Annotated in this window: 20 protein-coding genes; 10 read left to right on the forward strand and 10 right to left on the reverse strand. The window is 63.8% G+C overall.

Annotation, left to right across the window (positions count from 1 at the left end; all coding sequences use genetic code 11):
* Positions 1–6 precede the first annotated feature (6 nt).
* On the reverse strand, positions 7–1,509 hold the full coding sequence (locus tag GGR38_RS19085) for a peptidylprolyl isomerase (RefSeq protein WP_246405029.1): 1,503 nt from the start codon (positions 1,507–1,509) through the stop codon (positions 7–9).
* Between the two features lie 118 nt (positions 1,510–1,627).
* Positions 1,628–3,937, reverse strand: a complete 2,310-nt coding sequence (locus GGR38_RS19090) for an LPS-assembly protein LptD (RefSeq protein WP_183627741.1) — start codon at positions 3,935–3,937, stop codon at positions 1,628–1,630.
* A 131-nt stretch (positions 3,938–4,068) separates the two neighbouring features.
* Between GGR38_RS19090 and GGR38_RS19095 the strand changes: the two genes are divergently transcribed.
* The 3 genes from GGR38_RS19095 to ndk all read left to right on the forward strand — a co-directional run bounded on the left by GGR38_RS19095 (position 4,069) and on the right by ndk (position 6,474).
* Positions 4,069–5,523 carry a leucyl aminopeptidase gene (locus GGR38_RS19095; RefSeq protein ID WP_183627742.1) on the forward strand — a complete coding sequence of 485 codons (1,455 nt, stop codon included), beginning with the start codon at positions 4,069–4,071 and terminating at the stop codon, positions 5,521–5,523.
* On the forward strand, positions 5,524–5,964 hold the full coding sequence (locus GGR38_RS19100; protein ID WP_183627743.1) for a DNA polymerase III subunit chi: 441 nt from the start codon (positions 5,524–5,526) through the stop codon (positions 5,962–5,964). It begins immediately after the preceding gene.
* Between the two features lie 87 nt (positions 5,965–6,051).
* On the forward strand, positions 6,052–6,474 hold the full coding sequence (ndk, locus tag GGR38_RS19105) for a nucleoside-diphosphate kinase (protein WP_172341420.1): 423 nt from the start codon (positions 6,052–6,054) through the stop codon (positions 6,472–6,474).
* Positions 6,475–6,743: 269 nt separating this feature from the next.
* Here ndk and purN read toward each other — a convergent pair whose 3' ends face one another.
* Together purN and purM are read right to left on the reverse strand one after the other, a co-directional pair.
* Positions 6,744–7,697, reverse strand: a complete 954-nt coding sequence (gene purN, locus GGR38_RS19110) for a phosphoribosylglycinamide formyltransferase (RefSeq protein WP_183627744.1) — start codon at positions 7,695–7,697, stop codon at positions 6,744–6,746.
* On the reverse strand, positions 7,690–8,799 hold the full coding sequence (gene purM / locus GGR38_RS19115) for a phosphoribosylformylglycinamidine cyclo-ligase (RefSeq protein ID WP_183627745.1): 1,110 nt from the start codon (positions 8,797–8,799) through the stop codon (positions 7,690–7,692). The genes purN and purM overlap by 8 nt, the downstream gene beginning before the upstream one ends.
* Before the next feature lie 98 nt (positions 8,800–8,897).
* Here purM and GGR38_RS19120 point away from each other — a divergent pair, with 98 nt between their 5' ends.
* From GGR38_RS19120 to GGR38_RS19135, 4 genes are read left to right on the forward strand one after another with little or no spacing between them, the layout of a single operon-like run.
* A complete protein-coding gene (locus tag GGR38_RS19120) occupies positions 8,898–10,217 on the forward strand; it encodes a heavy-metal-associated domain-containing protein (protein WP_246405031.1) in 1,320 nt (439 codons plus the stop codon).
* An 18-nt stretch (positions 10,218–10,235) separates the two neighbouring features.
* Positions 10,236–10,865: a P-loop NTPase family protein gene (locus GGR38_RS19125; RefSeq protein WP_183627746.1), complete on the forward strand. Its 630-nt coding sequence runs from the start codon at positions 10,236–10,238 to the stop codon at positions 10,863–10,865.
* A 58-nt stretch (positions 10,866–10,923) separates the two neighbouring features.
* Positions 10,924–11,616: a serine O-acetyltransferase EpsC gene (gene epsC / locus GGR38_RS19130; protein ID WP_183627747.1), complete on the forward strand. Its 693-nt coding sequence runs from the start codon at positions 10,924–10,926 to the stop codon at positions 11,614–11,616.
* A gap of 9 nt (positions 11,617–11,625) precedes the next feature.
* Positions 11,626–11,976 carry a DUF2794 domain-containing protein gene (locus GGR38_RS19135; RefSeq protein WP_172341425.1) on the forward strand — a complete coding sequence of 117 codons (351 nt, stop codon included), beginning with the start codon at positions 11,626–11,628 and terminating at the stop codon, positions 11,974–11,976.
* Here GGR38_RS19135 and GGR38_RS19140 read toward each other — a convergent pair.
* Together GGR38_RS19140 and GGR38_RS19145 are read right to left on the reverse strand one after the other, a co-directional pair.
* Positions 11,973–12,665 (reverse strand): aspartate/glutamate racemase family protein, encoded by a 693-nt coding sequence (locus GGR38_RS19140; protein ID WP_183627748.1) that lies wholly within the window; start codon positions 12,663–12,665, stop codon positions 11,973–11,975. The two genes, GGR38_RS19135 and GGR38_RS19140, sit on opposite strands and share 4 nt — an antisense overlap.
* A complete protein-coding gene (locus GGR38_RS19145; RefSeq protein ID WP_183627749.1) occupies positions 12,662–13,348 on the reverse strand; it encodes an HAD hydrolase-like protein in 687 nt (228 codons plus the stop codon). Before GGR38_RS19145 ends, GGR38_RS19140 begins: the two co-directional genes overlap by 4 nt.
* Before the next feature lie 60 nt (positions 13,349–13,408).
* Here GGR38_RS19145 and glmU point away from each other — a divergent pair, with 60 nt between their 5' ends.
* The 3 genes from glmU (at position 13,409) to GGR38_RS19160 (ending at position 19,231) form a co-directional block, all read left to right on the forward strand.
* Entirely contained in the window at positions 13,409–14,773 is a 1,365-nt protein-coding gene (gene glmU, locus GGR38_RS19150; RefSeq protein ID WP_183627750.1) for a bifunctional UDP-N-acetylglucosamine diphosphorylase/glucosamine-1-phosphate N-acetyltransferase GlmU, read from the forward strand.
* Between the two features lie 100 nt (positions 14,774–14,873).
* Positions 14,874–16,697 carry a glutamine--fructose-6-phosphate transaminase (isomerizing) gene (glmS, locus tag GGR38_RS19155; RefSeq protein WP_183627851.1) on the forward strand — a complete coding sequence of 608 codons (1,824 nt, stop codon included), beginning with the start codon at positions 14,874–14,876 and terminating at the stop codon, positions 16,695–16,697.
* A 143-nt stretch (positions 16,698–16,840) separates the two neighbouring features.
* A complete protein-coding gene (locus tag GGR38_RS19160) occupies positions 16,841–19,231 on the forward strand; it encodes a putative bifunctional diguanylate cyclase/phosphodiesterase (RefSeq protein WP_183627751.1) in 2,391 nt (796 codons plus the stop codon).
* A gap of 43 nt (positions 19,232–19,274) precedes the next feature.
* Here GGR38_RS19160 and purQ read toward each other — a convergent pair whose 3' ends face one another.
* From purQ to GGR38_RS19180, 4 genes are all read right to left on the reverse strand, one after another.
* Complete coding sequence (gene purQ, locus GGR38_RS19165; RefSeq protein WP_183627752.1) at positions 19,275–19,946, reverse strand: phosphoribosylformylglycinamidine synthase subunit PurQ; 672 nt, start codon at positions 19,944–19,946, stop codon at positions 19,275–19,277.
* A 3-nt stretch (positions 19,947–19,949) separates the two neighbouring features.
* The gene (gene purS / locus GGR38_RS19170; RefSeq protein WP_168604598.1) at positions 19,950–20,180 is read right to left on the reverse strand and encodes a phosphoribosylformylglycinamidine synthase subunit PurS; all 231 of its coding nucleotides are present in this window, start codon (positions 20,178–20,180) and stop codon (positions 19,950–19,952) included.
* A gap of 146 nt (positions 20,181–20,326) precedes the next feature.
* The gene (locus GGR38_RS19175) at positions 20,327–21,751 is read right to left on the reverse strand and encodes an efflux transporter outer membrane subunit (protein ID WP_183627753.1); all 1,425 of its coding nucleotides are present in this window, start codon (positions 21,749–21,751) and stop codon (positions 20,327–20,329) included.
* Entirely contained in the window at positions 21,748–24,906 is a 3,159-nt protein-coding gene (locus GGR38_RS19180; protein ID WP_183627754.1) for an efflux RND transporter permease subunit, read from the reverse strand. Before GGR38_RS19180 ends, GGR38_RS19175 begins: the two co-directional genes overlap by 4 nt.

The raw sequence follows: 24,906 nt of genomic DNA on the forward strand, positions 1-24,906 counted from the left end.
TTGTCCTTAGTTATACTCGATGATCGCGTCGCGGCGAAGGTCGCGCATATACATTTGAGCGCGCTTGTTGACGCGGTCTTCTTCCATTTGCGACATCAGTTCCTCGAACGAGGGACCGCTGGCCGCCTTGGGATCGTCGCGGCCACACAGCATCAGCATGCGGATGCCTTCCTGCACCGAACCAAACGGCGGCGTGGTTTCGCCAAGGCTGAGCGCCAGCAGCGACTGCTGAAGCGGGGCGGGCAGATCGCGCGCGCGGATCTGGTCATTGGCCACGACCTGCGCGCCCAGCTTGCCCGCAACCGCATCAACGCCGCCGCAGCCCTTGGCCGATTTGATCGCGGTGGAAAACTCGTCGATCTTCTTATTGGCTTCGGCCTCGGCAATATTGGCGGGCAGGGCCAGCGTGATCTGCTTGAGCGCCAGAACCGCATCGCGCGGATCGGCGGTCAGCACCTGACGCTTGTCGATCAGATAGAGGATCGAGAAACCGCCGCGCATTTCGATCGGGCCGACCAACTGGCCGGTCTGCATCTCGCGCGCGGAGGCGGCCAGTTCGGTGGGCAGTTGCGCCAGCCGGATCCAGCCCAGATCGCCGCCCACCGCCTTGGTCGAGGCTTCGGAATATTGGCGGGCATAGGCGGCAAAGCTGCCGCCTTCCTTCAACTGGCTCATGATGCGCTGGGCGTTTTCGGCCACGATGCCCCGGCTGTCGGGCGTGGCCGAGAGGTAGATTTCACCCAGGCGATATTCCTCGGTGCCCTTCGAGGCCTTCATCCGCTCCAGCAGTTCTTTGACTTCCTGCTGGCTGACATTGACGAAAGGCTGAACATTGCGGCGCAGCACGCGGTTCCAGGCCATTTCGCCCCGGATCTGGCGCTTCAACGAATTGGGCGAAGAGCCGATGCGCGCCAGATAGGCGTCGAGCGCGGCCGGTTCCTGCTTGAAATTTTCCTGCGCGACGCGGGCATAGGTGCCATCGACCTCGCCCTCGTCGATCTTGATGTCGGCGTTCTTCGATTCCTGAATCTGCAAGGTTTCGTCGATCAGGTTGCGCAGCACCTGCGCGCGCAGACGTTCGACTTCCTCAGGCGCGACCTTGCCGCCATTGGCCGCCAGAATCAGCGCCAGACGCTGATTCACATCGGTGCCGGTGATGATATCGCCATTCACGATGGCGGTGGCGCGGCGCAGATTGGGATTATCCTTGCCCAGCATGGTCACATTCTGGCCAATGCCGAAAGGATCGCTGGCCGTTGGCGCTGCCGCTTCGGCGGGCTTTGCCGCGGGCGCTTTGGCGGCGGGCGTCTTGGCGGCTGCCGCAGGGGCCTTGGTGCGCGCGGGAGCTTGCGCAAAACCTTGTGCGGCCAGCGCCAGAGACAGGCCGACGAGCGCCCCCATCCGGGCCGCCGTCCTTGCGCGCGCCACAGCCGACCCAGATCCTGCCTTTTTCGTCACCACCATAATCTTGCGCTCGATCCTGTTCTTGTCGCCCTGCATCTGAACCATCCGGGCTTAACCCCGGCTGAGCCAGCAGCGATCCGGCCGTATTTGCGGGCAGTCGGCCTTGCTTCGGCGCAGGCGATAGCGCCTTTGTCTGGCCCTGCCAACAGATGCTTGAAGTCGTTTACCGGAAACCCAGATTGCGCAGCGAAAAGCGCAATTCAAAGCTGCTGCCGCGCACAGCGTCACCAATCGTCACATAGTCGCGCCGCCAGTTCAGATCGAACTGAAAGCAGTCGGTCTGAAACGAAACGCCCAGCCTTGTGCGCAAGGGCTGGAACGAGGCGGTGCTGGTGTTGGCCAGCAGGCTCTTGTCTGAAAGGTCGAACACGCCCGACCCGAACACCGACCAGAATTTGGCAAAGGCGATTCGTCCCGCCGTGCGCAATTCGTTGCTGTCCACCAGATCTTCCTGACTGGTGGTGATATTGCGGTTCAGGCGTGCATAGCCGACCTCCAGATAGGTCGTGTCGCTGCCCAGCGCTGCGTCCACTTCGTTGCGGCGGAACACGAAACTGTCGTGATCCAGCCGATAGCGGTGGGTAATCTTGAAGAAATCGCGATAGCGGATTTCGGTGCGCCCGACGATGTCGGACATGCGATCCGAAAGGCCCGTGCCCTGCGGCAACAGCGTCGGCTCGCTGCTGAGGCGATAGGATTGCCCGACATTGGCGTTGATGCGCCAGCTTGGCCGCTCCAGCCGCCATTCCATGCCATAGGTGACGCGGTTGCCATCCTCGATCCGGTCATAGCCGGGAAAACGGTTGAGCGCGAAGAGGTTGACGTCTTCGAGTTCGATGGCGCGCGCATCCTCGTTGGGGATGGCCATGTTGCGCGTGGGCGGGGCGGCCACCACCTGCACATGGGGCGTCAGCACCTGCGTGCCGCCAAACAGCGGGCCGACCAGCGGCCATGTGATGTCCACGGCGGCCGTTGCCGTGGCGCGGCCCTGCCATCCGGCCGTGCCGCGATAGATCGCGGTGCTGGTCAGCAGATTGTCGCTCGAATGATAGACATCGCCTCGGCCCAGCGCGGTCAGCGTGATGATCTGGCCCATGGGCGTCATCTTGCGCAGGTTCCATTCCGCGCTGGCAAAGGCGCGCTGCATGTCCTGTCCGGCGCTGCGGGTGATGGCCAGCGTGTTGACGCGCAGTTCGATCTTGCCGCCCAGCACATTCTCGTTGAACCGCCGCCGATAGTCGATCATCGGCACGGCCAGCGGCACCTGCCCTTGCGTGCCGGTGGCGCGCAGGGTCTGGAACGCCCAGCCCGAAAGCGAAAAATACGACGTTTGGCCAATACGTTCCAGATTGATGTTCGAGCGCAATGTATCATCCGACGAGATGTAATAGCGGCGCAGGAACGTGCGGTCAGAAGCAAACCGGCCCGAGAAATCGAGGCTCCAGTTTTCGGAAAGCTGATATTTGCCGTTGGCGTCGAAATAGCCGCGCCATTTCTGCTGGGTGGTCAGGCCCGAAACGTCGGTGGCCGCCGAACGGGTCAGGTATCCGGTGATCTGAAACGCGCCGGTATCGCCCAACTGGCGGTAATGCACCTTTGCCATCGGATTGGCCTTGGTAAAGGCATAGCCGGTGATGGCCAGATCCTTGTTATTGGCAAGGCGGGCATAATAGGTGCTGGAAAATTCAAACCCGTTGGCCGCCGATGTGCGGAAATCGGGCACCAGAAAGCCGGGCAGGGGGCGTCCATCGGTGGCCACCTGCAAGCTGGGCAGCGGCACGATCGAGGCCCCGAACAGCGACAGGCGCGCGCCTTTGAAGCGCACGATCTTCTTGTCGGGATCATATTCGACGTGGCGCGCCGTCACCTTCCAGATCGGCTTTTTCTCGCACCCCTTGCTGTCCACCACATCGCAGCCCGTATAGGCCGCCTGAGTAAGCACGAAATGGCCGTTGGAATCGCGCCGCCCTTCATTGGCCGCCAGACGCCCGCCCTCGCGCATCAGCATCAGCATGTTATGCGTCAGCCCAACGCTTAAATCCTCGCTCAGCTCCATCTGGTCGGTGAGCAATTCATTGCCATTGGCATCGACTACGCGAAGCTGGCCCTGCGCCATGATCTGGCCGGTCTTGCGATTCCATCGCACCGTGTTGGCGCGCACCGTCTGTTCGCCGCGCCGCAGGAATACATTGCCGGTGGCCACGACGACATCATTGGTGTCGTCATAATCGACCTGATCGGCGGCAAAGTCGATCTTGTCCTCGTCATGGCGCGTGCGCAGGGGCAGATCGGACGCAGGGCCCGCCGCCTCGGCAGACGCGCCGCCCCCGACTGCGTCATCGCGCATCGCGGCCGCCCATGCCGGATCGGCGGCCAGCGCAACGCAGAGCGCCGCCCATGGCGCCATCTGGCGCAGGACAATGGAAAGGTTCGGTTTGGTAAGGGGCGCAAGAGGCCCAATCAACGCAGGCATGGCTTGCCTATCGCAGAGGGGATGCCTAACTGCAATCCATGAAGGCGATGAGATTGGCATCGGTCCACCGCATCGCGATTTTTGCCCAATGCTTTTGAACGGGCCGCTCGTCCGGCCTGCAAGGAGTTACCATGATCGTCACATTCCTCGCCAACCCGCCCGCTTCTGTCCTTGCGCCGGTCGCCCGTTTCGTGGGCGGCGAGGGATGGGACGAAGGTTTGCCCGCCGTGATCGCGGCGGGCGCGCGGGCGGCGCGCTTTGCGGGGCGCACGGGGCAATTGTTCGAAGGCTTTGCCGATGTCGATGGCGTGGTCAGCCGTCTGGCGCTGGTGGGCCTTGGCGAAAGCGATGGCGACGATCGCCGCGCCGCGCTGGAAAAGGCGGGCGGCGCGCTGGCGGCCAAGTATCGCACCTCTGGCGCGGCGCAGCTTTTGCTGGATGGCGCGGGTCTGGGGGCCGATGAACTGGCCTCGGTCTTGCTGGCGCTGCGTTTGCGCCTGTGGAAACAGGATTCGTACCGCACCACGCTCAAGGATGATGAAAAGGCCAGCCTTGAGGAAATCGTGGTGATGAATGCCGCCGACGGCGGGCAGGCCGCATGGGACGCCGCCACCGCCATTGCCGAGGGCGTCGAATTCACCCGCGAGCTGGTGACTGAACCGGCTAATGTGCTTTATCCCGAAAGCTTTGTGGAGCGCATCCGTCAGCGCTTCGCCGGGACGGGCGTCGACATCCGCGTGCTGGACGAAAAAGAGATGCGCGCGCTGGGCATGGGTTCGCTGCTGGGTGTGGCGCAGGGTTCGGCGCGGCCGCCCCGGATGGTGGTGCTGGACTGGCGCGGGGGCGAGGCGGGCGCGGCCCCGCTGGCCTTTGTCGGCAAGGGCGTGACCTTTGACACCGGCGGCATCAGCCTCAAGCCCGGCGCGGGCATGGAGGACATGAAGTGGGACATGGGCGGCGCAGGCGCGGTGTCGGGCGCGATGCTGACGCTGGCCCGGCGCAAGGCCAAGGCCAATGTCGTGGGCGTTCTGGGGCTGGTTGAAAACATGCCCGACGGCAATGCCCAGCGTCCCGGTGATGTGGTCACATCCATGTCGGGCCAGACCATCGAGGTCATCAACACCGATGCCGAAGGCCGCCTTGTGCTGTGCGACGCGCTCACCTTTGTTCAGCGCGAGTATAAGCCTGCCAAGATCGTCGATCTGGCCACGCTGACCGGCGCGATCATCATGAGCCTTGCGCATGAATATGCCGGGCTGTTCTCGAATGACGATGCGCTCTCGGCCGATCTGACCAAGGCGGGCGCGGCCACTGGCGACAAGCTGTGGCGGATGCCGATGGGCGCGGTCTATGACAAGATGATCGACAGCCCGATTGCCGACATGAAGAATGTGGGCGGGCGTTTCGGTGGCTCGATCACGGCGGCCCAGTTTCTCGCGCGCTATATCGACAAGGGCACCCCTTGGGCGCATCTCGACATCGCGGGCACGGTGTGGACCGACAAGCCGGGCGCGACATGGGACAAGGGTGCGACCGGCTTTGGCGTGCGCCTGCTCGACGCTCTGGTCCGCGACACCGAAGCCTAAATGCAGGCCGACTTCTACCTGCTGGAATCCGGCGGCCCGGAACTGGCCCTTGCCCCGCTTGCGGGCAAGGTGCTGGAGACGGGCGGCCGTCTGCTGGTGGTGGCGGGCGAGGCGGGGGCGCGGGAGCGGATCTCGCAGGCCTTGTGGAGCGCCGGGCCGGAGCGGTTTCTGGCCAATGGCGTTGCCGGGGGCGACCATGATGCGCGCCAGCCCATCTTGATCGCGCCTGATGTGGCCCCGGCCAATGGCGCGCGGTTTCTGGCTCTGGCCGATGGCGTCTGGCGCGAGCCGGGCGAGGGGGATTTCGACCGCGTCCTGCTGGTCTTTGGCGAGGCCGAACGCGTGGCCGCGCGCGAAACATGGCGCCTGCTGAAAACCCGCGAGGGGTGGCAATGCCGCTTCTTTCGCCGGGAAGGCCGGAAATGGACGCAAGCGGGATAATGGTCACCCTTGCAGGAGGCGGCGCGAAAGGCTAGTGGGCCGCGCAACAGGGCCTTCAAGGTCCGTCCAACGCAAGGAACTTATGTCATGGCGCTTACCCGCACCTTCTCGATCATCAAGCCCGACGCCACCCGCCGCAACCTGACCGGCGCCGTCACCAAGATGCTGGAAGAAGCCGGCCTGCGCGTCGTCGCCAGCAAGCGCATCCAGATGAGCAAGGAACAGGCCGAAGGCTTCTATGCCGTTCACGCCGAGCGCCCCTTCTTCAACGACCTGGTTTCGTTCATGATCTCGGGCCCGGTCGTGGTTCAGGTTCTGGAAGGCGAAGACGCCGTGAAGCGCAACCGCGACATCATGGGCGCCACCAACCCCGCCAACGCTGACGCCGGCACCATCCGCAAGGAACTTGCCGAATCGATCGAAGCCAACTCGGTCCACGGTTCGGACAGCGAAGAAAACGCTGCGATCGAAATCGCCTATTTCTTCAAGCCGGAAGAAATCGTCGGTTAATTCCTGACGGTTTGACGGTATGAAAAAGCCGCCGGAGGGAATGACCTTTCCGGCGGTTTTTTTGTTGTGGGTTTTATGCCTCCGGCGGGCAAAGGGTCTCGTCCCTTTGCAATCCCGATACTGTCTTTGTTGCGCTTCGTATCATCGTCGCGCGACCTTGCAGTTTTAAACCGCTTCGCGGAACAGCGCTTTTCCGGGCAAATTTGGCGCAACCCATTCATGGGATTGCAAAGGGTCGAGACCCTTTGCCCGCCGGAGGCCCTTAAACCTTAAAACTGTTCCGCCACATCCATCAACCGCGTCAACCGCTTAGGCGCGACCGACCGCCAGCTACGCGCCAGCCAATCGCTGACCTGATCCCAATCCACATCCGCCCGGTTCAGGATCAACCCTGCCCAGCCCGAAGCCCCGTAATAGGCAGGCCGGAACCAAGCCTCGGGATCGGCGTCGATCAGGGCGTTCATTTCATCCTGCCCACTGGTTTTCACCAGCAGGGCAATATGCTGTTCACCATGGTGGCGATCATTGAAATAGGCGAAGAATTTGCCGCCCTTGATCGACCATGCGGGCGACCCGTGGCTCTCGCGCGCCTCAACCTCGGGCAGGGCGGCGGCCAGTTCCGACACGCGTGCCAGCAGCCAGTCGGCGCGATAGGGCCGCGTCACCAGTTCGGCCAGACAGCGGGCATAGAGCTGATGCTCGGCAAACAGCACGCGCCCGGCGAGGCTCTCGGCCGTATCGCCGGGGATGATCGCCACCGGCGTCTGGCCCAGAATCGGCCCGTCATCCAACTCGGGCGTCACCAGATGGACAGTCACGCCGCCATGGCTGTCGCCCGCCTCGATGGCGCGTTCGTGGGTGTGCAGCCCCTTGTATTTGGGCAGCAGCGAGGGATGGATATTGACCATCCGCCCCGCCCAACCGGAAACGAATTCCGCCGTCAGGATGCGCATATAACCGGCCAGCGCGACATATTCCGCCCCCGATGCCCGGATCGCCGCGTCCATCGCCCTATCATGATCGGCCCGTGCCATGCCCTTGTGGGGCAGGGCAAAGGTTGGCACGCCCTCGGCGGCGGCCAGTTTCAGGCCGCCCGCCTCAGGGTTATTGCTGGCCACCAGCACGATTTCGAAGGGGCATTCCGGCGCGCGGCTCGCATAGAGCAGCGCGGCCATATTCGTACCCCCGCCCGAAATCAGGACGGCGACCTTTGCCTTATGCATTGTGGGTCGCGGTCCATGTCTGCCGTGCGCTCCACGCCTCGGCGCTGCCCGAAACGGTGCAGCCGCGCGCGCCTTCGCGGATTTCGCCGATGCGGAACACCGTCTCGCCCACAGCGGCCAGATCCGCGGCCAGCGCTTCGGCTTCCTCAGGCTTCACCGCCAGCACCATGCCGATGCCGCAGTTGAAGGTACGTGCCATTTCGCCCGGCTCGATATTGCCCTGCGCCTGAAGGAAGGCCATCAGGCGGCTCTGTTCCCAGCTATCTGCGTCGATGAAGGCATGAAGCCCCTCAGGCAGCACGCGGGGGACGTTTTCCAGCAAACCGCCGCCCGTGATATGTGCCAGAGCGTTGATGCGACCCGAACGGATAAACGGCAGCAGCGTCTTCACATAAATGCGAGTCGGCTCGATCAGATAGTCGATCAGCAGGCGGTCGGCATCGAACAGCGCGGGGCGGTCCAGCTTCCAACCCTTGTCGGCGGCCAGACGGCGCACCAGCGAATAGCCGTTCGAATGCACCCCCGACGAGGCGAGACCCAGCAGCACATCGCCCGCGGCAACCCGGTCGCCCGTCAGTTGCTCGCCGCGCTCCACCGCGCCGACACAGAAACCGGCAAGGTCATAGTCACCGGCGGCATACATGCCCGGCATTTCGGCGGTTTCGCCCCCGATCAGCGCACAGCCCGCGATGCGGCAGCCTTCGGCAATCCCGGCGATGACGCGCTCGGCCACGCCGTTTTCCAGCTTGCCCGTGGCGAAATAGTCGAGGAAGAACAGCGGCTCGGCCCCCTGCACGATCAGGTCGTTGACGCACATGGCGACAAGGTCAATGCCGATCTTGTCATGGCGGTCATGGTCGATAGCCAGCTTGACCTTTGTGCCAACGCCATCATTGCCCGCCACCAGCAGAGGATCTTTATAGCCCGCTGCCTTGAGGTCAAAGAAGCCGCCGAAACCGCCAAGATCCGCGTCCGCGCCGGGGCGGCGGGTCGATTTGGCCAGCGGGCCGATGGCCTTCACCAACGCATTGCCGGCGGCAATCGAAACGCCGGCGTCCTCATACGTGTAATTGGTGGGGCCAGAGGCTGTGGTGTCGGTCATGGGGTCTTGCTCGCTTACGAAGAAATCATGTTTGCGCGCCGCCTAGCGCTTTCCTGCTTGGATTTCCATGCCCGATTGGGCAATAGCGACCCTTGAACATGACAAATCCGGCAAATCTTCTCGCACAGCGTGGCCTGATCGCGCTTCTTCCCCGTGGTTTTGTCGCGCGCGGCGCGCTGGCGGCGGGTCTGCTGGCGGCGGGCGCGGTGGCTTTTGTCGGCCCTGATCGCCTGTTGGCGCAAATCGAGGGCGAGCGCGGCATCGCCCCGGTGGTGGCCAGCAATGACATCGAAATCGGCAATATCGAGGTCGACGCCACCGGCAAGAATGCGCAGGAAGCCAAGCTCAATGGCTGGCGCGAGGCCTATAAGAAGGCCTGGGAAGCCGCGCATGGCCCCGCGCTGGACGTTGGCACGATCGAGAGCATCGTGGCGGGCGTGGTGGTGGACCGCGAGGAAATCGGGCCGCATCGTTATCGTGCAAAGCTGGTGATTGCCTTCGACCGCGCGCGCGCCGGGCAATATGGTGCGGGCAATGGCGGCGTTGCTGTGCGTTCGGCGCCGATGCTGGTGATTCCCGTGCTGACATCGGGCGGGGTGGGACAGGTGTTTGAAGTGCGCAGCCCTTGGCAAAAGGTCTGGGCCGAATATCGCACCGGGGCCAGCGCGATTGATTATGTGCGCGCCAATGGCGGCGGGGCCGATTCGCTGCTGATCAACGCGGGCCAGCCCGGACGCCGCAGCCGCGTCTGGTGGCGCGGTCTGCTGGACCAGTTCGGTGCCTCGGATGTGCTGATCCCTGCCGCGCGGCTCGAACGGCAATGGCCCGGCGGGCCGGTGAAGGGCTTTTTTACCGCGCGCTATGGTCCGGACAATATTGCGCTGGGTTCGTTTGAACTGAATGCTTCGGATGACAGCGCCGTGCCCGCGATGCTGGCGCAGGCGCTGGCGCGGATGGACCAGATCTATACCGATGCGCTGACGCGCGGGCTGTTGCGGCCCGATCCCACGCTCTCGGTCGATCATCCCACGATGGAGCCGGGGCTGGCCTCGCTGATCGCCGCAGGCCGCGCCGCCGAGGCCGCCGCCGCCGCGCAGGCCGCCGCCGAACATGCCGCCGATGAGGCCGCCGCCGCCGAGGCTGTTGCCGCACAACCGGTTGCGCCCCAGCCCAAGCCGGGCGGCGCGGCGCTGACCATTCAATTCGCTTCGCCCGATGCGCGCGCGGTGGATCAGGCGCTGGCCGCGGTGCGCGGCGTGGCGGGGGTGGACAATGCGGCCACCACTTCGATCGCGATTGGCGGAACCTCGGTGATGCGCGCGCAGTTCAACGGCAATGCCGACGCTTTGGCGGCGGCTTTGCGCAAGGCAGGGTGGCAGGTCAGCGTGGCAGGGGCCGCGCTGCGCATCCGCCGATAGAGATTTATGAGCAAAATTATGAAAAAAAACGCATCCAGTCAGTTCGCGCTGCCGCTGGCCCCCGATCAGTCGCCCAGCGCCGCGCGCATTGTCGTGGGCGAGGGCAATGCCTCGGCGATTGCCGCGCTGTCCGCGCCGGAAAGCTGGCCTTTCCGCACCGCGATCCTGTCCGGCCCGCCGCGTTCGGGCAAGAGCCTGCTGGCTGCATGGTTTGCCGAGAGCGGCGGCGTGGCGCTGGACGATGCCGACACGATGGACGAAACCGCTGTGTTTCACCGCTGGAACCGCGCGCAGGAGGAAAAGACGCCTCTGCTGTTGACCACCACCGCGCGTGAGGGCGGGTGGAAGATCACGCTGCCCGACCTTGGCTCGCGTATGGGGGCCGCGCTCTGGCTGGACATTGAGGCGCCCGATGACGAGATGATGGCCGACCTGATCGCGGCCCATGCCGAAACGCGCCTGCTGCCTTTGACCGACGATCACGCGCGCTATCTTGCAAGCCGGTGTGAGCGTACCCATATCGTTGCTGAACGTCTGGTGGCGACGATTGACCGGTTGTCTCTGGAGCGCAAGGCGCCGCCGGGACAGGCGATCTTGCGGGACGCGCTGGAGGAGTTGAATGGATCTGCCGAACCGCGTATGTTGTAAAACATAGCGATAAAGGCGGACGTAGGATTACCTGCGGCGCGCAGAGGGATTTTGAGGGATGGTTTCAGGTCTGATCGCCTATCTGGACTCGATTGTCGCGCGCGATCCCGCGCCGCGCTCGCGTTGGGAAGTGCTGCTTTATCCGGGCCTCTGGGCGGTGGGTTTCCATCGCGTGGCGCATCGCCTGTTCCGGGCGCGGCTGTTCTTTCTGGCCCGCGCGGTCAACCATCTGGCGCGGTTTTTCACCGCCATCGACATCCATCCCGGCGCGACCATCGGGCGGCATCTGTTCATCGACCATGGCTTTACCGTGATCGGTGAAACGGCCGAAATCGGTGATAATGTCACGATCTATCAATGCGTGACGCTGGGCGGGACCAATCCGGCCAATGGCGTCGGCGGCAAGCGCCACCCGACCTTGAGCGATGACAGCATCATCGGTTCGGGCGCGCAGATTCTGGGCCCGATCACGATTGGCCGCCGCGCCCGCGTGGGCGCCAATGCGGTGGTGACCGAGGATGTGCCCGAGGGCGCGACCATGGTGGGCGTCAAGGCGCGCAGCACGCTGGTGGCGGCCGAGACATGGGCCAAGGATTTCATCCCGTATGGCACGCCCTGCAAGGAGCCTTGCGCGGATGCCGAACCGGCGGTGGGTCGGATCTGTAAGCTGGAGGCCGAAATCGCCGATCTGCGCGCGCAGGTGGCCGATCTGCTGGCCGCCGATCAGCGTCATGACGGGACCAAGGGGTAATCCGGCGCGATGGAGCCGGAGAAGCCGCCTACAGTCGTTGCCTTTCCCCGCCCGGTTTTGCAGGTGGCCTTTGACCGGGCCGAACTGATGCGCATCCTCGACCTTTATGGCCGGATGGTCGCGGCGGGCCAGTGGCGCGATTATGCGATGGATTTCGGCAAGGAAGCCGCCAGTTTCTCTGCCTTTAAACGCAGCGCCGAAAGGCCGCAGGCGCGGATCGAAAAGCGCCCCTCGCTGCGCGGAAAACAGGGCATGTGGGCGCTTTATGGCGAGGCCGGGCAGGTTCTCAAGCGCGGCCATGAATTGGCGGGCGTGCTCAGTATTATCGAGCGGCGGCTGGTCAAGATCGTCGAGGGTTAATCGCCCAGTGCGAGTTCCACGGCCGCGGCAGCATGCAGCGCGGTGGTGTCCAGCAGCGGCACCGGACTGTCGCTCTCATCGACCAGCAGCATGATTTCGGTACAGCCAAGGATGATCGCCTCGGCCCCCTGTGCGGCCAGGCGATGCAGGATAGCGCGATAGCTCGCGCGCGAGGCCGGCGAGACGATGCCCGCGATCAGTTCGTCATAGATGATGCGATGGATTTCGGCGCGATCAGGCGCCTCCGGTGTGATGACCTCCAGCCCATGAGTGGCCAGACGATCTCGCAGAAAGGGCTGCTCCATGGTAAAGCCCGTGCCGATCAGGCCGACCCGCCGCGCGCCCAGCGACAGCGCGGCCCGCGCCGCAGGATCGGCAATATGCAGCAGGGGCAGGGGCGTTGCCGCCTGAATATCCGGGGCGAGGCGATGCATTGTGTTGGTGCACAGCACCAGCGCCTGCGCGCCCGCCCGCTCCAAGGCGGTTGCGGCTTCCACCATCCGGGCCGAGAGCGCGTCCCAGTCTCCGGCATGTTGCAGGGCGGCGATTTCGGAAAAATCGAAAGACCACAGGATGCAGCGCGCCGAAGTGGTGGCCCCGCGCACGGCGCGCACGCCTTCATTGATCAGCCGGTAATAATGGGCCGAGCTTTCCCAGCTCATCCCGCCGATCAGGCCCAGTTGCTTCATTTTCCGCCCAATTGCTCCAGCGCGGGCACCAGCGCGTCGAAATGGTCGATCACCGCATCGGCGCCCAAATGCTCGGTCCGGCCCTGATTAAAGCCAAAGCTGCACACCACGCAGGGGATATTGGCCGCCTGCGCCGCGCCCGTGTCGAAATGGGTGTCGCCGATATAGGCGGTGCGCGGCGAGGCCATGCCCGAGCGTTCAACCATCAGATGCAGCAGATCGGGCAAAGGCTTTTGCCGCCCCGGCCCCAGCGTGTCGCCGCCGATGATCGTATAGAATCGCTCGGTCAGCCCCAGTTCGCCAAACAGCTTACGCGCCAGATGCTCCATCTTGTTGGTCACCACCGCCAGCCTGACCCCGCGCCCGGCCAGATCGTCGAGCATCTCCGCGCCGCCCGGAAACAGGCGCGAATGGACCGCGATATTGGCGTCGTAATAGCGCACCAGTTCAGCCGCCATTGCGGTCAATCCGTCATCGTCGAGCGTCGCCCCCTGAACCGCCAGCGCGCGCTCCATCAGCACCCGCGTGCCGCCGCCGACAAGGCGCGGGATCATGTCGAGCGGAACCGCCGCAAAGCCGCCTTGCTCCAGCGCATGATTGAGCGCCACGCCAAGGTCGAGTTTGGTGTCGAGCAGCGTGCCGTCGAGGTCGAATCCGACGATATCGAAAGGAAAATTGTGCATGACTGACGCCGATGCCGTGTCCGTATGGAATCTGCAAGGATTTGCTGGCATGGGGGCGATATGACAAATATTCCGACACCGCTCGCCGTCGTTGTCCTTGCCGCGGGCAAGGGAACCCGCATGAAAAGCGACACCCACAAGGTGTTGCACCCCATCGCCGGGAGGCCGATGCTCGAGCACCTGCTTTCCAGCGCGGCGGAACTGGCGCCTGCGCGGCAGGTGGTGGTGGCGGGACATGGCCGCGATCAATTGGAAAAGGCGCTGGGCGCGCGGGCGACCATCGCCGTGCAGGACCCCCAGCATGGCACCGCCCATGCGGTGCAGATGGCGCAGGATGCTCTGGCCGATTTTGATGGCGATGTGCTGGTGCTGTATGGCGATGTGCCGTTTGTGACCGCCGAGACGATGCGTTCGATGATTGCGCGCCTGCATGCGGATGATGCGCCCAAGGTGGTCGTGCTGGGCTTTGCGCCCGATGATGCGCTGGCCTATGGGCGGGTGATTGCGGACGGCGACGCCATTGTGAAGATGGTCGAATTCAAGGACGCCACCGAGGTCGAGCGCACGACGAAATTGTGCAATTCGGGTCTGCTGGCCGCGCGTTCGGGCGATCTCTTTGCGTTGCTGGCGCGGGTGGGCAATGATAATGCGCAGGGCGAATATTACCTGCCCGATATTGTGAACATCGCGCTGGCCGATGGGGATCACGCCGCTGTGGTCGTGACCACCGACCCGGACGAGGTAGCCGGGATCAACAGCCGCGCCGAACTGGCCGATGCCGAGCGCCGCTGGCAGGACCGCCGCCGGGCGCAGGCCATGGCCGACGGCGCGACGCTGATCGCGCCCGAAACTGTGTGGTTCAGTTGGGACACGCAGATTGGCCGCGATGTGCTGATCGAGCCCAATGTAGTGTTTGGGCCGGGCGTTACTGTGGCCGATTATGTCACGATCCATGCCTTCAGCCATCTGGAAGGCGCAACCGTGGGCAGCAAGGCGCAGCTTGGCCCCTATGCCCGCCTGCGCCCCGGCGCGGATGTGCGCGCCAAGGCCAAGATCGGCAATTTCGTCGAAATCAAGAAAGCCGTTATCGGCGAGGGCGCCAAGGTCAACCACCTCTCCTATGTCGGCGACGCCGAAGTGGGGGCGGGCGCCAATCTGGGCGCGGGCACGATCACCTGCAATTATGACGGCTATTTCAAATACAAGACCGTGATTGGCGAACGCGCCTTCATCGGTTCAAACAGCGCGCTCATCGCCCCGGTGCGGATCGGCAAGGACGCCATCGTGGCCGCAGGCAGCGCGGTTTCGCGCGATGTGGGCGATGGCGAATTGCGGCTGGTGCGCGCCGAACAAATGGTCAAGCCCGGCTGGGCCGACCGTTTCCACGATGCGATGAAGAAGAAAAAGGCCGAAAAGCAGGGCTAAGCCCGCTTAATCGGACAGAAAGCGTTTGGCCCTTAATAGGGGCCGCAAGCAATGACCGGGCATGTCCCGGTCACGGATGGATAAAGGGGCGGCTGAACATATGTGCGGGATTATCGGCATTGTCGGCAAGGAAGAGGTGGCGGATCGTCTGGTCGATGGTTTGCGCCGGATGGAATATCGCGGCTATGACTCGGCGGGCGTTTGTACGGTGCATGACGGCGAATTGATCCGCCGCCGCGCGCCGGGCAAATTGCTCAATCTGGTCAAGGAACTGGCAGTTAATCCCGCGCCGGGCCTGGTGGGCATCGCCCATACGCGCTGGGCCACGCATGGCGCGCCCACGGCCGCCAATGCCCACCCCCATGCTACGGAAAAGCTGGCGCTGGTGCATAATGGCATCATCGAGAATTTCCGCCCTTTGCGCGAAATGTTGCAGGCCAAGGGGCGCGTGTTTGAATCGGAAACCGATACCGAGGTGGTGGCCCATCTGGTGTCGGATCTGGTCGAAGGCGGCCTTTCGCCGGTCGATGCGGTCAAGGCCGCGTTGCCGCAATTGCGCGGGGCTTTTGCGCTGGCGATTGCCTTCCGTGAATATCCCGACATGCTGATCGGCGCGCGTCTCGGCTCGCCGTTGGTGCTGGGTTATGGCGAGGGTGAGACGTTCCTCGGCTCGGACGCGCTGGCTCTGGCGCCTTTGACTCAGCGCATCACCTATCTGGAGGAAGGCGACTGGGTCGTCATTCGCCGCGAAGGGGTGGAGATTTTCGACAAGGACAACAATCCTGTCACACGTCCGATCGTGGCCTCGGGCGCTTCGGCGGCAGCGGTGGAAAAGGGCAATTTCCGCCACTTCATGCAGAAGGAAATCTACGATCAGCCGACCGTGGTGGCCCAGACGCTGCAAAGCTATGTGCGCCGCGACGATGAGAGTGTGGCTCTGCCCCAGATCGACTTCGACCTGTCGGCCATCAAGCGCGTGACCATCGTGGCCTGCGGCACCTCGTTCTATGCGGGGCTGGTGGCCAAATATTGGTTTGAACATTTCGCCCGCCTGCCGGTGGACATCGATGTGGCGTCCGAATTCCGCTATCGCGATCCGGTGCTGGAGCCGGGCGGTCTGGCCATCTTCATCAGCCAGTCGGGCGAGACGGCCGATACGCTGGCCGCTCTGCGCCATTGCAAGGCCAATGGGCAGACCATCGCGGTGGTGGTCAATGTGCCTACGTCCTCGATGGCGCGTGAGGCAGACCTGTTGCTGCCCACACATGCCGGGCCGGAAATCGGCGTCGCCTCGACCAAGGCGTTTACGTGTCAGCTCGCCGTTTTGGCCGCTCTGGCCGCGCATCTGGCGGTAAAGCGTGGGCGCATGACGCGCGATGACGAGCGCGAGGTTGTGCGCAATCTGATCGAAACGCCCGCCGCGCTCAATGCCGCGCTGGCTTATGACGATGCGATTGCGGCCATGGCGCATCTGATCGCCCCGGCGCGCGACGTGCTCTATCTGGGCCGCGGACAGGATTATCCGCTGGCGCTGGAAGGCGCGCTCAAGCTGAAAGAAATCAGCTATATCCACGCCGAAGGCTATGCCAGCGGCGAGATGAAGCATGGCCCCATCGCCCTGATCGACGAGCATGTGCCGGTGATCGTGATCGCGCCCTCGGGCCCGCTGTTTGAAAAGACCGTTTCGAACATGCAGGAAGTGCGGGCACGCGGCGGCAAAATCGTGCTGATCTCGGATGCCGAAGGGCTGGCCGAGGCCGGTGAGGGTTGCATGGCCACCATCGAGATGCCGCAGGTTCACCCGCTGATCGCGCCGCTGGTCTATGCGGTGCCGGTGCAGTTGCTGGCCTATCACGTGGCCTGCGTTAAGGGTACGGACGTTGACCAGCCGCGCAATCTGGCAAAGTCGGTGACGGTGGAATAATTGACGCAATTACCGGGGCGGAGGCGGCAGAATATCTGTCTGTTTCCGCCCCGTTTTTATTAGAAAAACGGCAAAGTATTGACGCGCCGTTTACCACATCCATTACACATGGCGATAGGCATTGCAGCGTAGGTTTCACTGCAATGACTCACGCGATTTCCTCCCCCGCAATTGGCGAACTGAGCATCTGGTCGGTGCTGGGCCTTTCCGGCCAAGGCTCAGAGGAATGGGCGCGCCTGCGCGGGCTGCAATATTCCCAGCTTGCGCTGGTGGCGCGCGCCCGCATCTGGGCGCAAGCGCTGGCCGCGATTGTTTCGGTCCTGCTGTTTGCCCCCTATGTCAGCCATCCGATGATCGGTGGCTGGCTGGGCGCTTTGTGCGCTTCGTTAACCTATAGCGTGCGCAACGAAGGGCAATTGAGCGACGCCGACCGGCGCGGCATGTCCAGCAATGAATTCCGCCGCCAGGCTATGGGCACGATCATCAATGCGATGGTCTGGGCCTCGCCGCTGCTGTTTTTCCTGCCGCAGGCGCCGGTCCATCTGCGCTATGAATTCTGGACCGTGCTGGCGATGCTGATGACCGTTTCGGCGGTGATCGTGCCCACGGTGCCTTTGTCCACGCTGCTGTTTTCCACGATTGTCGGCTGCGGCTCGGTAGTGGGCTTTTTCACGCTGTTGCAACCGGGCATGGCGGGCGTGGCGGCGCTGTTCGTGGCCAGCATTGCGCTGGGCACGATCGAGGCTTCGCGCCATTTCCTTGCCTCGCGCCTTGCGGTGGCGGGCATGGCCGAACGCAACGAGGTGGTCAGCCTGCTGCTGCGCGAATTTGACGAGGATGAGGCCGACTGGCTGTGGCAGACCGATGCCCAGCGCCGGGTGCGCGCGGTGTCGGCCCGTTTTGCCGAAGCGATGGGCATGGCGCCCAGCGAGATCGAAGGCTCGGGCTTTCTCTCGCTGTTGCTGGGGCCGGGCGGCGATCCGCGCTCGGGCGAGGGACGCGGGATTGAGCGCGGCACGATCCCCGGCTTGATGGAGCTGGAAGAGAAGTTCAAGGCGCGCGAGAGCTTCTCGAACCTGCTGGTGCGGGTGATGGTGCAGGGCACGCGGCGCTACTGGTCGCTGTCGGGCGCGCCGCGTTTTGACGATGCTGGCGCTTTTATAGGCTTTCGCGGCGTTGCCTCGGATGTGACCGAGCAGCAGGAAACCAGCGAAAAGATCGCCTATCTGGCGCGTTATGACACGCTGACCGGCCTGCCCAATCGCATGATGGTGATCGATGCGCTGGAAAATGCGCTGGTGGCCGCGCGTGAGGGCGATGGGCAATGCGCCTTCCTGATGATCGACCTTGACCGGTTCAAGGCGGTCAATGACACGCTGGGCCATCCGGTGGGCGATCAGTTGCTCAGTCAGGTGGCCGAGCGTTTGAAAGTGTTGATGACGCCCAATTCGCTGTGCGGGCGGCTGGGCGGCGATGAATTTTGCGTGGTGCTGCGTCAGGCCAATGAGCGCACGCTGGTGGCCCGTCTGGCGCAGGCGATCATTGCCGATCTTTCCCAGCCCTATTTCGTCGACGGCCATGAATTGACGATCGGCGCCTCGGTCGGATCGGCCTTCGGCCCGGTCGATGGGGGCAGCGTGCCTGCGCTGATGCGCAATGCCGATTTCGCGCTCTATCGCGCCAAGCGCAACGGGCGCGGGATGCATTCGGCCTTTGACGAAGCGTTGCGCGCCGAGGCCGAGGCACGCGCATGGTTGGAAGAAGCCCTGCGCGCGGCGGTTGAGCGGCAGGAATTTGAGATGTTCTATCAGCCGGTGGTTGATGCCCGCAGCGAGCGTCTGGTGGGTTTCGAATCCCTGCTGCGCTGGAACAGCCCGGAACTTGGCCGGGTTTCGCCCGACCGCTTCCTCTCGCTGGCCGAAGACACACGCCTGAGCTTGCCGATTGGCGCATGGGTGTTGAAAGAAGCCTGCCATCAGGTTGCGCAATGGCCCGGAAACCTGCGCGTTTCGGTCAATGTTTCGGATAAGCAGGCGCTGGACCCGGCCTTTATCGACCATGTCGTCACTGCGCTGGCGGTCAGCAATCTGGCCCCGCAAAGGCTGGAAATCGAGGTGACCGAGAGCCTGTTTCAGCGCGATCCCGCGCTGGCGCGCGCGACAATCGAACGGCTGACGGCGCTGGGCTGCTCGGTAATTCTGGACGATTTCGGCGCGGGTCAGGCCTCGGTCGCGATCCTGTGCGAGATGCGTTTCGATGCGATCAAGCTGGACCGGGCGCTGATGAAGGGTGCGGCTTCGGGCAATGCGGAAAGCATGGCGATGATCCGTGCGGCCGTGGCGATTGCCGACAGTCTGGAAATGATCACCATCGCCAAGGGTGTCGAGACCCCGCAAGAGCTGGAAATCGCCTGCAAATTGGGTTGTCGTCGCCTTCAGGGGCTGGCCTATGGCGATGCGCGCGGGGTGGAGGAAGTGCAGGATCTGTTCGGCACGCGCCCTGTGCCTGTTGCCCAAGAAGAAAGGGCAGGCTGACCGTCTGGTCAACCCGCCCTTCTAAACGCTTCGGTCTGAGCGATCAGGCGCTCAGCAGCGCCTTGGTCACGCCTTCAAACAGCGCGCGACCGTCGATGCCGCCCTGCGCCGCTTCGATGAAGCGTTCCGGGTGGGGCATCATGCCCAGCACATTGCCGCCCTCGTTCAGCACGCCCGCGATGTTGCGGGCCGAGCCGTTGACTTCCTCGGCATAGCGGAACGCCACGCGGCCTTCGCCTTCGAGGCGGTCAAGCGTGGCATCGTCGGCAAAGAAATTGCCATCGTGATGCGCCACGGGGATCGTGATCGTCTGACCCTTGAGATAGCGATGCGTGAAGGCGCTGGTGTTGTTTTCCACCGTCAACTTCACTTCGCGGCAGACAAAGCGGATGCCGGCATTGCGCATCAGCGCGCCGGGCAGCAGGCCTGCCTCGGTCAACACCTGAAAGCCGTTGCACACGCCCAGCACCTTGACGCCGCGATTGGCCGCTTCGATCACGGCACGCATGATCGGGCTGCGGGCAGCCATCGCGCCGCTGCGCAGATAGTCGCCATAGGAGAAACCGCCGGGCAAGGCGATGAAGTCCAGACCTTCGGGCAGGGCGGCGTCGCCATGCCAAACGCGGTGAACCTCGCCGCCGCAGACCTGTTCGACGGCCACGGCCATGTCACGGTCGCAATTCGATCCGGGGAAGGTGATGACTGCCGAACGCATGGCTTACACCCTCTCGATGCGATAGTTCTCGATCACGAGATTGGCGAGCAGCTTCTGCGCCATTTCTTCAAGCGCTGCATCGCTGACCGTCTCGTCCACTTCCAGCTCGATCAAACGGCCGGCGCGGACGTCGGAAACGCCCGAAAAGCCAAGGCCTTCGATGGCATGGTGGATCGCGCGGCCCTGCGGATCGAGCACCCCGTTCTTGAGGCTGACGTAAACGCGCACTTTCATCGCTGGGCGGCCTTTCTGTTATGGCACCCGATCGGGTGCGATGCACCGATGATGCATCATGGTAGAATCGGCCCCGCCTATGGCGCGCAATGGCGCAAAAGCCAAGGGGTAGGGGGCATTTTTGGCCTCAAAAAGCCCCCATCCGCTTAACGCCGTGCAATTGCGGCGCTATCCCCGCCAATCGCGCGATAGAGGCCGACCAGATTGCTGGCCCGCGTATATTGCGCCGAGACCAGCGTCTTTTCCGAGGAATAGAGCGATTGCTGCGCGGTCAACGCATCGAGCCATGTGCCGATCCCGCCTTCATAGCGGCGATTGACCAGACGGTAATTGTCGGACGCCGCATCGCGCCCGGCGCGCACGGCCTCGATCTGCGCCTCAATCGTGCCGCGCCGCGCCAGCACATTGGCCACGTCGGCAAAGGCGCTCTGCACCGTCTTGCGATAGGTGGCCAGCGCCGCGTCGCGTTGGGCCTGGCTGACGCGATAGGACGCTTTGGCCGCCCCGCCCTTGAAGATCGGCCACGAGGCTGCCGATGTCAGACCCCATGCGAAATTCGCGGGCGAAAACAGGCTGGAGAGCGCGGTGGTGGCCACACCCGCCACGCCCGTCAGCGTGATCTTGGGATAGAGCGCCGCGCGCGCCGCATCGACATTGGCATAGGCCGAACGCAGCGAAAATTCCGCCTGCGCCACATCGGGGCGGCGCAGCAGGATCGAGCTATCCAGCCCCGCCGCGACCGGCGCCAGATGCGCGGCCGCATCGTCAATCGAGGCGGGCAGCAGATCGCCCGGCACATCATCGCCCACCAGCAGACGCAGCGCATTGAGATCCTGCGCCACCGCATTGGTCTGGGCCGCGACATCGGCCTGCGCTGTGCGCAGCGTCAGTTCCGCCTTGCGCTGATCGGCCAGCAGGCCAATCCCGCCATCCACCCGCCGCTTGGTCAGCGCCACGCTCTTTTCCGCGCTGGCCGCCGTATCCTGCGCCAGTTTCAGCAGGCTTCGATCCGCCGCATAGGTCAGCCAGCCATTGGCGACATTGGCGATCAGCGTCAGCCGCGTGGCGCGCGATCCGGCCTCGCTGGCCAGATAGGTGGCCTTGGCCGCCGCCGTCAGGCCGCGCACGCGTCCGAACAGATCGACCTCATAGCTGGCCAGAGTGCCGGTCGCGCTGGCGGAATCGCCCTTGGTGGTCGCCCCCGCCACGCGCGTGCCATCGCCGCCCGCATGGGTGAAACCGCCATTGGCGTCGATTTCCGGGAACAGCGCGCCGCGCTGCACCAGATATTGGTTCCGCGCCGTTTCGATATTGGCAAGCGCCACGGCAAGGTCCTGATTCTTTGCCAAAGCAAGATCAATCACCTTGACCAGACGCGCATCGGCCAAAACCTGCGCATAGGAATAAGACGGCAGCGCCGCATCGCCGGGCAGGACATAGGCCTCGCCCTTGGGCCATGCGGCGGGGATGGGCAGAGGCGCGGCATCAGCGGGCTGATCGGCGCGCGGACGCGCCTGCAACCCACCGGGCAAAGCCAAAACCAAAGCCGCAATCAGGGAAAGGTTCTTCATGCCACCACTCCATGATCGTCGGCTTTCTTGCGACGGAACTGACGGAAACCGCCGCGCACCAGCACAAAGAACAGCGGGATGAAGAAAATCGCCAGACCCGTTGCCGTCAACATGCCGCCGATCACCGAAGTGCCGATTGCGATGCGGGCATTGGCGCCCGCCCCGGTGGCAATGGCCAGCGGCAGCACGCCGAAGATGAACGCGCAGGACGTCATCAGAATAGGCCGCAACCGCATCCGCGCCGCATCCAGCACGGCCGTGATCGGGTCCTTGCCCGCCTTTTCGCCCTGTTCGGCAAATTCGATCATCAGGATCGCGTTCTTCGCCGCAAGACCCATCGTCGTCGTCAGGCCGATCTGCAGATAGACGTCATTCTGAAGCCCGCGCAGCGTGACCAGAGCGACCGCGCCCACCAGACCCACCGGAATGACCAGCAGCACGGCAAAGGGAATGCTCCAGCTTTCATACAGCGCGGCAAGGCAGAGGAACACCACCACCAGCGACACCGAATAGAGCAGCGGCGCCTGACCCGAGGACAGGCGTTCCTGATAGGAGGCGCCCGACCATGCGATCGACACATCGGGATATTGCGCGACCAGAGCCTCGAACGCATTCATCGCATCGCCCGAGGAATAGCCCTGCGAGGATTGGCCCGAGACTTCGAAATTGGGCGTGCCGGAGAAGCGATAGGTGGCGTTGGGGGCCTTGCTCCAGGTAAAGCTGGCGAAGGCCGAGAAGGGCACCATCTTGCCGCTGCTGTTGCGCACCTGCCATTGCGACAGATCCTCAGGGCGCGAGCGGAATTCAGCATCGCCCATTACATAGACGCGCTTCACACGCCCGCGATCCACGAAGTCATTGACATAACGCCCGCCCCAAGCGGCGGCCAGCGTGGTGTTCACATCCGAAGGCGCAACGCCGAGCGCGGTCAGCTTGGCCGTGTCGGTGGTGATCTTCAGCGTCGGCTGATCGGGCAGGCCGGTCAGGCGAACGTTCGAGAGCTGGGGCAGCGTGCGCGCCTCGGCCAGAATTTCGTCGCGCAGCTTGCCAAAGGCCTCGGCATCCATGCCGCCGCTGTTCAGCACCTCGGCGGTAAAGCCGGTGGCCTGACCAAGGCCGCGCACAATAGGCGGTTGCAGCGCATAGAATTCCAGATCGCGATAGCCGCCGCTGATCGCAGCGGTCGCGCGGCGGGTGATGGCTTCGGCCGAATTTTCCGTGCCCTTACGCTGGTCCCAATCGGTCAGCGAGACGAAACCGCGACCCGCGTTCTGGCCGCTGCCGCCGCCTTGCGCGCCGCCCGCCACGACCAGCACGGCGTCGATGTTCTTCTTGTCGTGCTGGAGGAAATATTTCTCGATCGCCAGCTGTGCTTCCTGCGTGCGCTCCAGCGTGGCGCCGGCGGGCAACTGGAAGCTGATCTGGGCCATGCCCTGATCTTCCGAAGGCAGGAAGCCCGTAGGCATCCGCACAAACAGCACGACCAGTGCCACCAGCACCACGCCATAGGCCAGAATGGGGATCCGCTTATGCGTCGCGGCCCAGCTCGCCTTGGGGTGATACCATTCGAGCAGACGCCCGAAATAGCGCTCGAACTTGACCCGCATCCAATGGCTGGCCCGCCCGATCAACGAGGTTTCATCCTCATCCTCCGGCCTTTGCAGGATCGTCGTGGTTAGCGCGGGCGAAAGCACCAGCGCCACCACCACCGAAAGCGCCATGGCCGAAACGATGGTCAGCGAGAACTGGCGATAGATCACGCCCGTCGAACCGCCAAAGAAAGCCATCGGCATGAACACCGCCGAGAGCACCAGCGCGATGGCGATCAGCGCGATGGAGATTTCCTTCATCGATTCAATGGTCGCCTCACGCGGGGTCATGCCCGGATTTTCGGCCATCAACCGCTCGACATTTTCCACCACCACAATGGCGTCATCGACCAGCAGGCCGATGGCCAGTACAAGACCGAACAGCGTCAGCGTGTTGATCGAATAGCCCGCCACCGCAAAGATCGCGAAAGTGCCCAGCATCACCACCGGCACCGCAATCGCCGGGATCAGCGTTGCGCGCCAGCTTTGCAGGAACACGAACATCACGATGACGACCAGCACAATGGCTTCGAACAGCGTTTCCACCACGTCGGCTACCGACTTGGAGATGAAGCGCGTCGAGTCATTGGCAAAGCCGTAGGTATAGCCCGCCGGGAAGCTCTTGGAGAGCTCAGCGAACTTGGCCTTGACCAGCTTGGCCGTGGCCAGAGCGTCCGCGCCCGGCGCCAGCGAAATGGCCAGCGCTGCCCCCGGATGGCCGTTGACGCGGCTGACCACGCCATAGGATTCCGAACCCAGTTCGATCCGCGCCACGTCCGACAGGCGCACCGTCGCGCCGCTGCTGGCGCTCTTCACCACGATCTGGGCAAATTCAGCCGGGCTGGTCAGACGCGACTGGGCCGTCACGGTGGCGTCCAGCATCTGACCCACAGGCGAGGGGACCGCGCCGATTTCGCCCGCCGCCACTTCTGCGTTCTGGGCGGTGATCGCGGTGATGATGTCGGAAGGCATCAACTGATTGGCGGCCAGCTTGTTCGGGTCCATCCAGACGCGCATCGCATATTGCGCGCCAAAACCGTTGGTCTGGCCAACGCCCTCGATGCGCCCGATCGGCTCCTGCAACCGGCTCGCCAGAAAGTCGGAGACGTCGATGTTGGTCGTGCGGTCATAGGTGTCGGCCACATAGGCCACGAGCAGGAAGTCGGGGTTCGACTTCGTCACGCGCACGCCCTGCTGCTGCACCACCGACGGCAGGCGCGAGAGGGCCTGCTGCACCTTGTTCTGGACCTGCACCTGGGCGATATCGGGGTTGGTGCCTTTTTCGAACGTGGCCGAAATCGACACCGAACCCGACGAACTGGAGGTGGACGAGAAATAGAGCAGCCCGTCAAGGCCGGTCAATTGCTGCTCGATCACCTGCGTGACGCTGGTTTCCAGAATGGCCGCCGACGCCCCCGGATAGGTGGTGTTGATGTTCACCTGAGGCGGGGCAATGTCCGGAAACTGCTGCACCGGCAGGGTCGAAACCCCGGCGATACCGGCCAGCATGATGATGATCGCAATCACCCATGCAAAGATCGGACGGTCAATAAAGATGCGCGACAT

Origin of the sequence: Novosphingobium sediminicola, from assembly GCF_014196525.1 — a bacterium.
Lineage (GTDB): Bacteria > Pseudomonadota > Alphaproteobacteria > Sphingomonadales > Sphingomonadaceae > Novosphingobium > Novosphingobium sediminicola.

Bases quoted from the DNA above. Each gene is read 5' to 3' on its own strand.
- purS (WP_168604598.1), bottom strand. From the start codon at position 20,180: ATGAAAGTGCGCGTTTACGTCAGCCTCAAGAACGGGGTGCTCGATCCG.
- purM (WP_183627745.1), bottom strand. From the start codon at position 8,799: ATGACCGACACCACAGCCTCTGGCCCCACCAATTACACGTATGAGGAC.
- GGR38_RS19100 (WP_183627743.1), top strand. From the start codon at position 5,524: ATGCAGGCCGACTTCTACCTGCTGGAATCCGGCGGCCCGGAACTGGCC.
- purQ (WP_183627752.1), bottom strand. From the start codon at position 19,946: ATGCGTTCGGCAGTCATCACCTTCCCCGGATCGAATTGCGACCGTGAC.
- GGR38_RS19095 (WP_183627742.1), top strand. From the start codon at position 4,069: ATGATCGTCACATTCCTCGCCAACCCGCCCGCTTCTGTCCTTGCGCCG.
- GGR38_RS19125 (WP_183627746.1), top strand. From the start codon at position 10,236: ATGAAAAAAAACGCATCCAGTCAGTTCGCGCTGCCGCTGGCCCCCGAT.
- epsC (WP_183627747.1), top strand. From the start codon at position 10,924: ATGGTTTCAGGTCTGATCGCCTATCTGGACTCGATTGTCGCGCGCGAT.
- GGR38_RS19140 (WP_183627748.1), bottom strand. From the start codon at position 12,665: ATGAAGCAACTGGGCCTGATCGGCGGGATGAGCTGGGAAAGCTCGGCC.
- GGR38_RS19145 (WP_183627749.1), bottom strand. From the start codon at position 13,348: ATGCACAATTTTCCTTTCGATATCGTCGGATTCGACCTCGACGGCACG.
- GGR38_RS19160 (WP_183627751.1), top strand. From the start codon at position 16,841: ATGACTCACGCGATTTCCTCCCCCGCAATTGGCGAACTGAGCATCTGG.
- GGR38_RS19180 (WP_183627754.1), bottom strand. From the start codon at position 24,906: ATGTCGCGCATCTTTATTGACCGTCCGATCTTTGCATGGGTGATTGCG.
- GGR38_RS19120 (WP_246405031.1), top strand. From the start codon at position 8,898: ATGACAAATCCGGCAAATCTTCTCGCACAGCGTGGCCTGATCGCGCTT.
- GGR38_RS19175 (WP_183627753.1), bottom strand. From the start codon at position 21,751: ATGAAGAACCTTTCCCTGATTGCGGCTTTGGTTTTGGCTTTGCCCGGT.
- glmU (WP_183627750.1), top strand. From the start codon at position 13,409: ATGACAAATATTCCGACACCGCTCGCCGTCGTTGTCCTTGCCGCGGGC.
- ndk (WP_172341420.1), top strand. From the start codon at position 6,052: ATGGCGCTTACCCGCACCTTCTCGATCATCAAGCCCGACGCCACCCGC.
- GGR38_RS19135 (WP_172341425.1), top strand. From the start codon at position 11,626: ATGGAGCCGGAGAAGCCGCCTACAGTCGTTGCCTTTCCCCGCCCGGTT.
- glmS (WP_183627851.1), top strand. From the start codon at position 14,874: ATGTGCGGGATTATCGGCATTGTCGGCAAGGAAGAGGTGGCGGATCGT.
- GGR38_RS19090 (WP_183627741.1), bottom strand. From the start codon at position 3,937: ATGCCTGCGTTGATTGGGCCTCTTGCGCCCCTTACCAAACCGAACCTT.
- GGR38_RS19085 (WP_246405029.1), bottom strand. From the start codon at position 1,509: ATGGTTCAGATGCAGGGCGACAAGAACAGGATCGAGCGCAAGATTATG.
- purN (WP_183627744.1), bottom strand. From the start codon at position 7,697: ATGCATAAGGCAAAGGTCGCCGTCCTGATTTCGGGCGGGGGTACGAAT.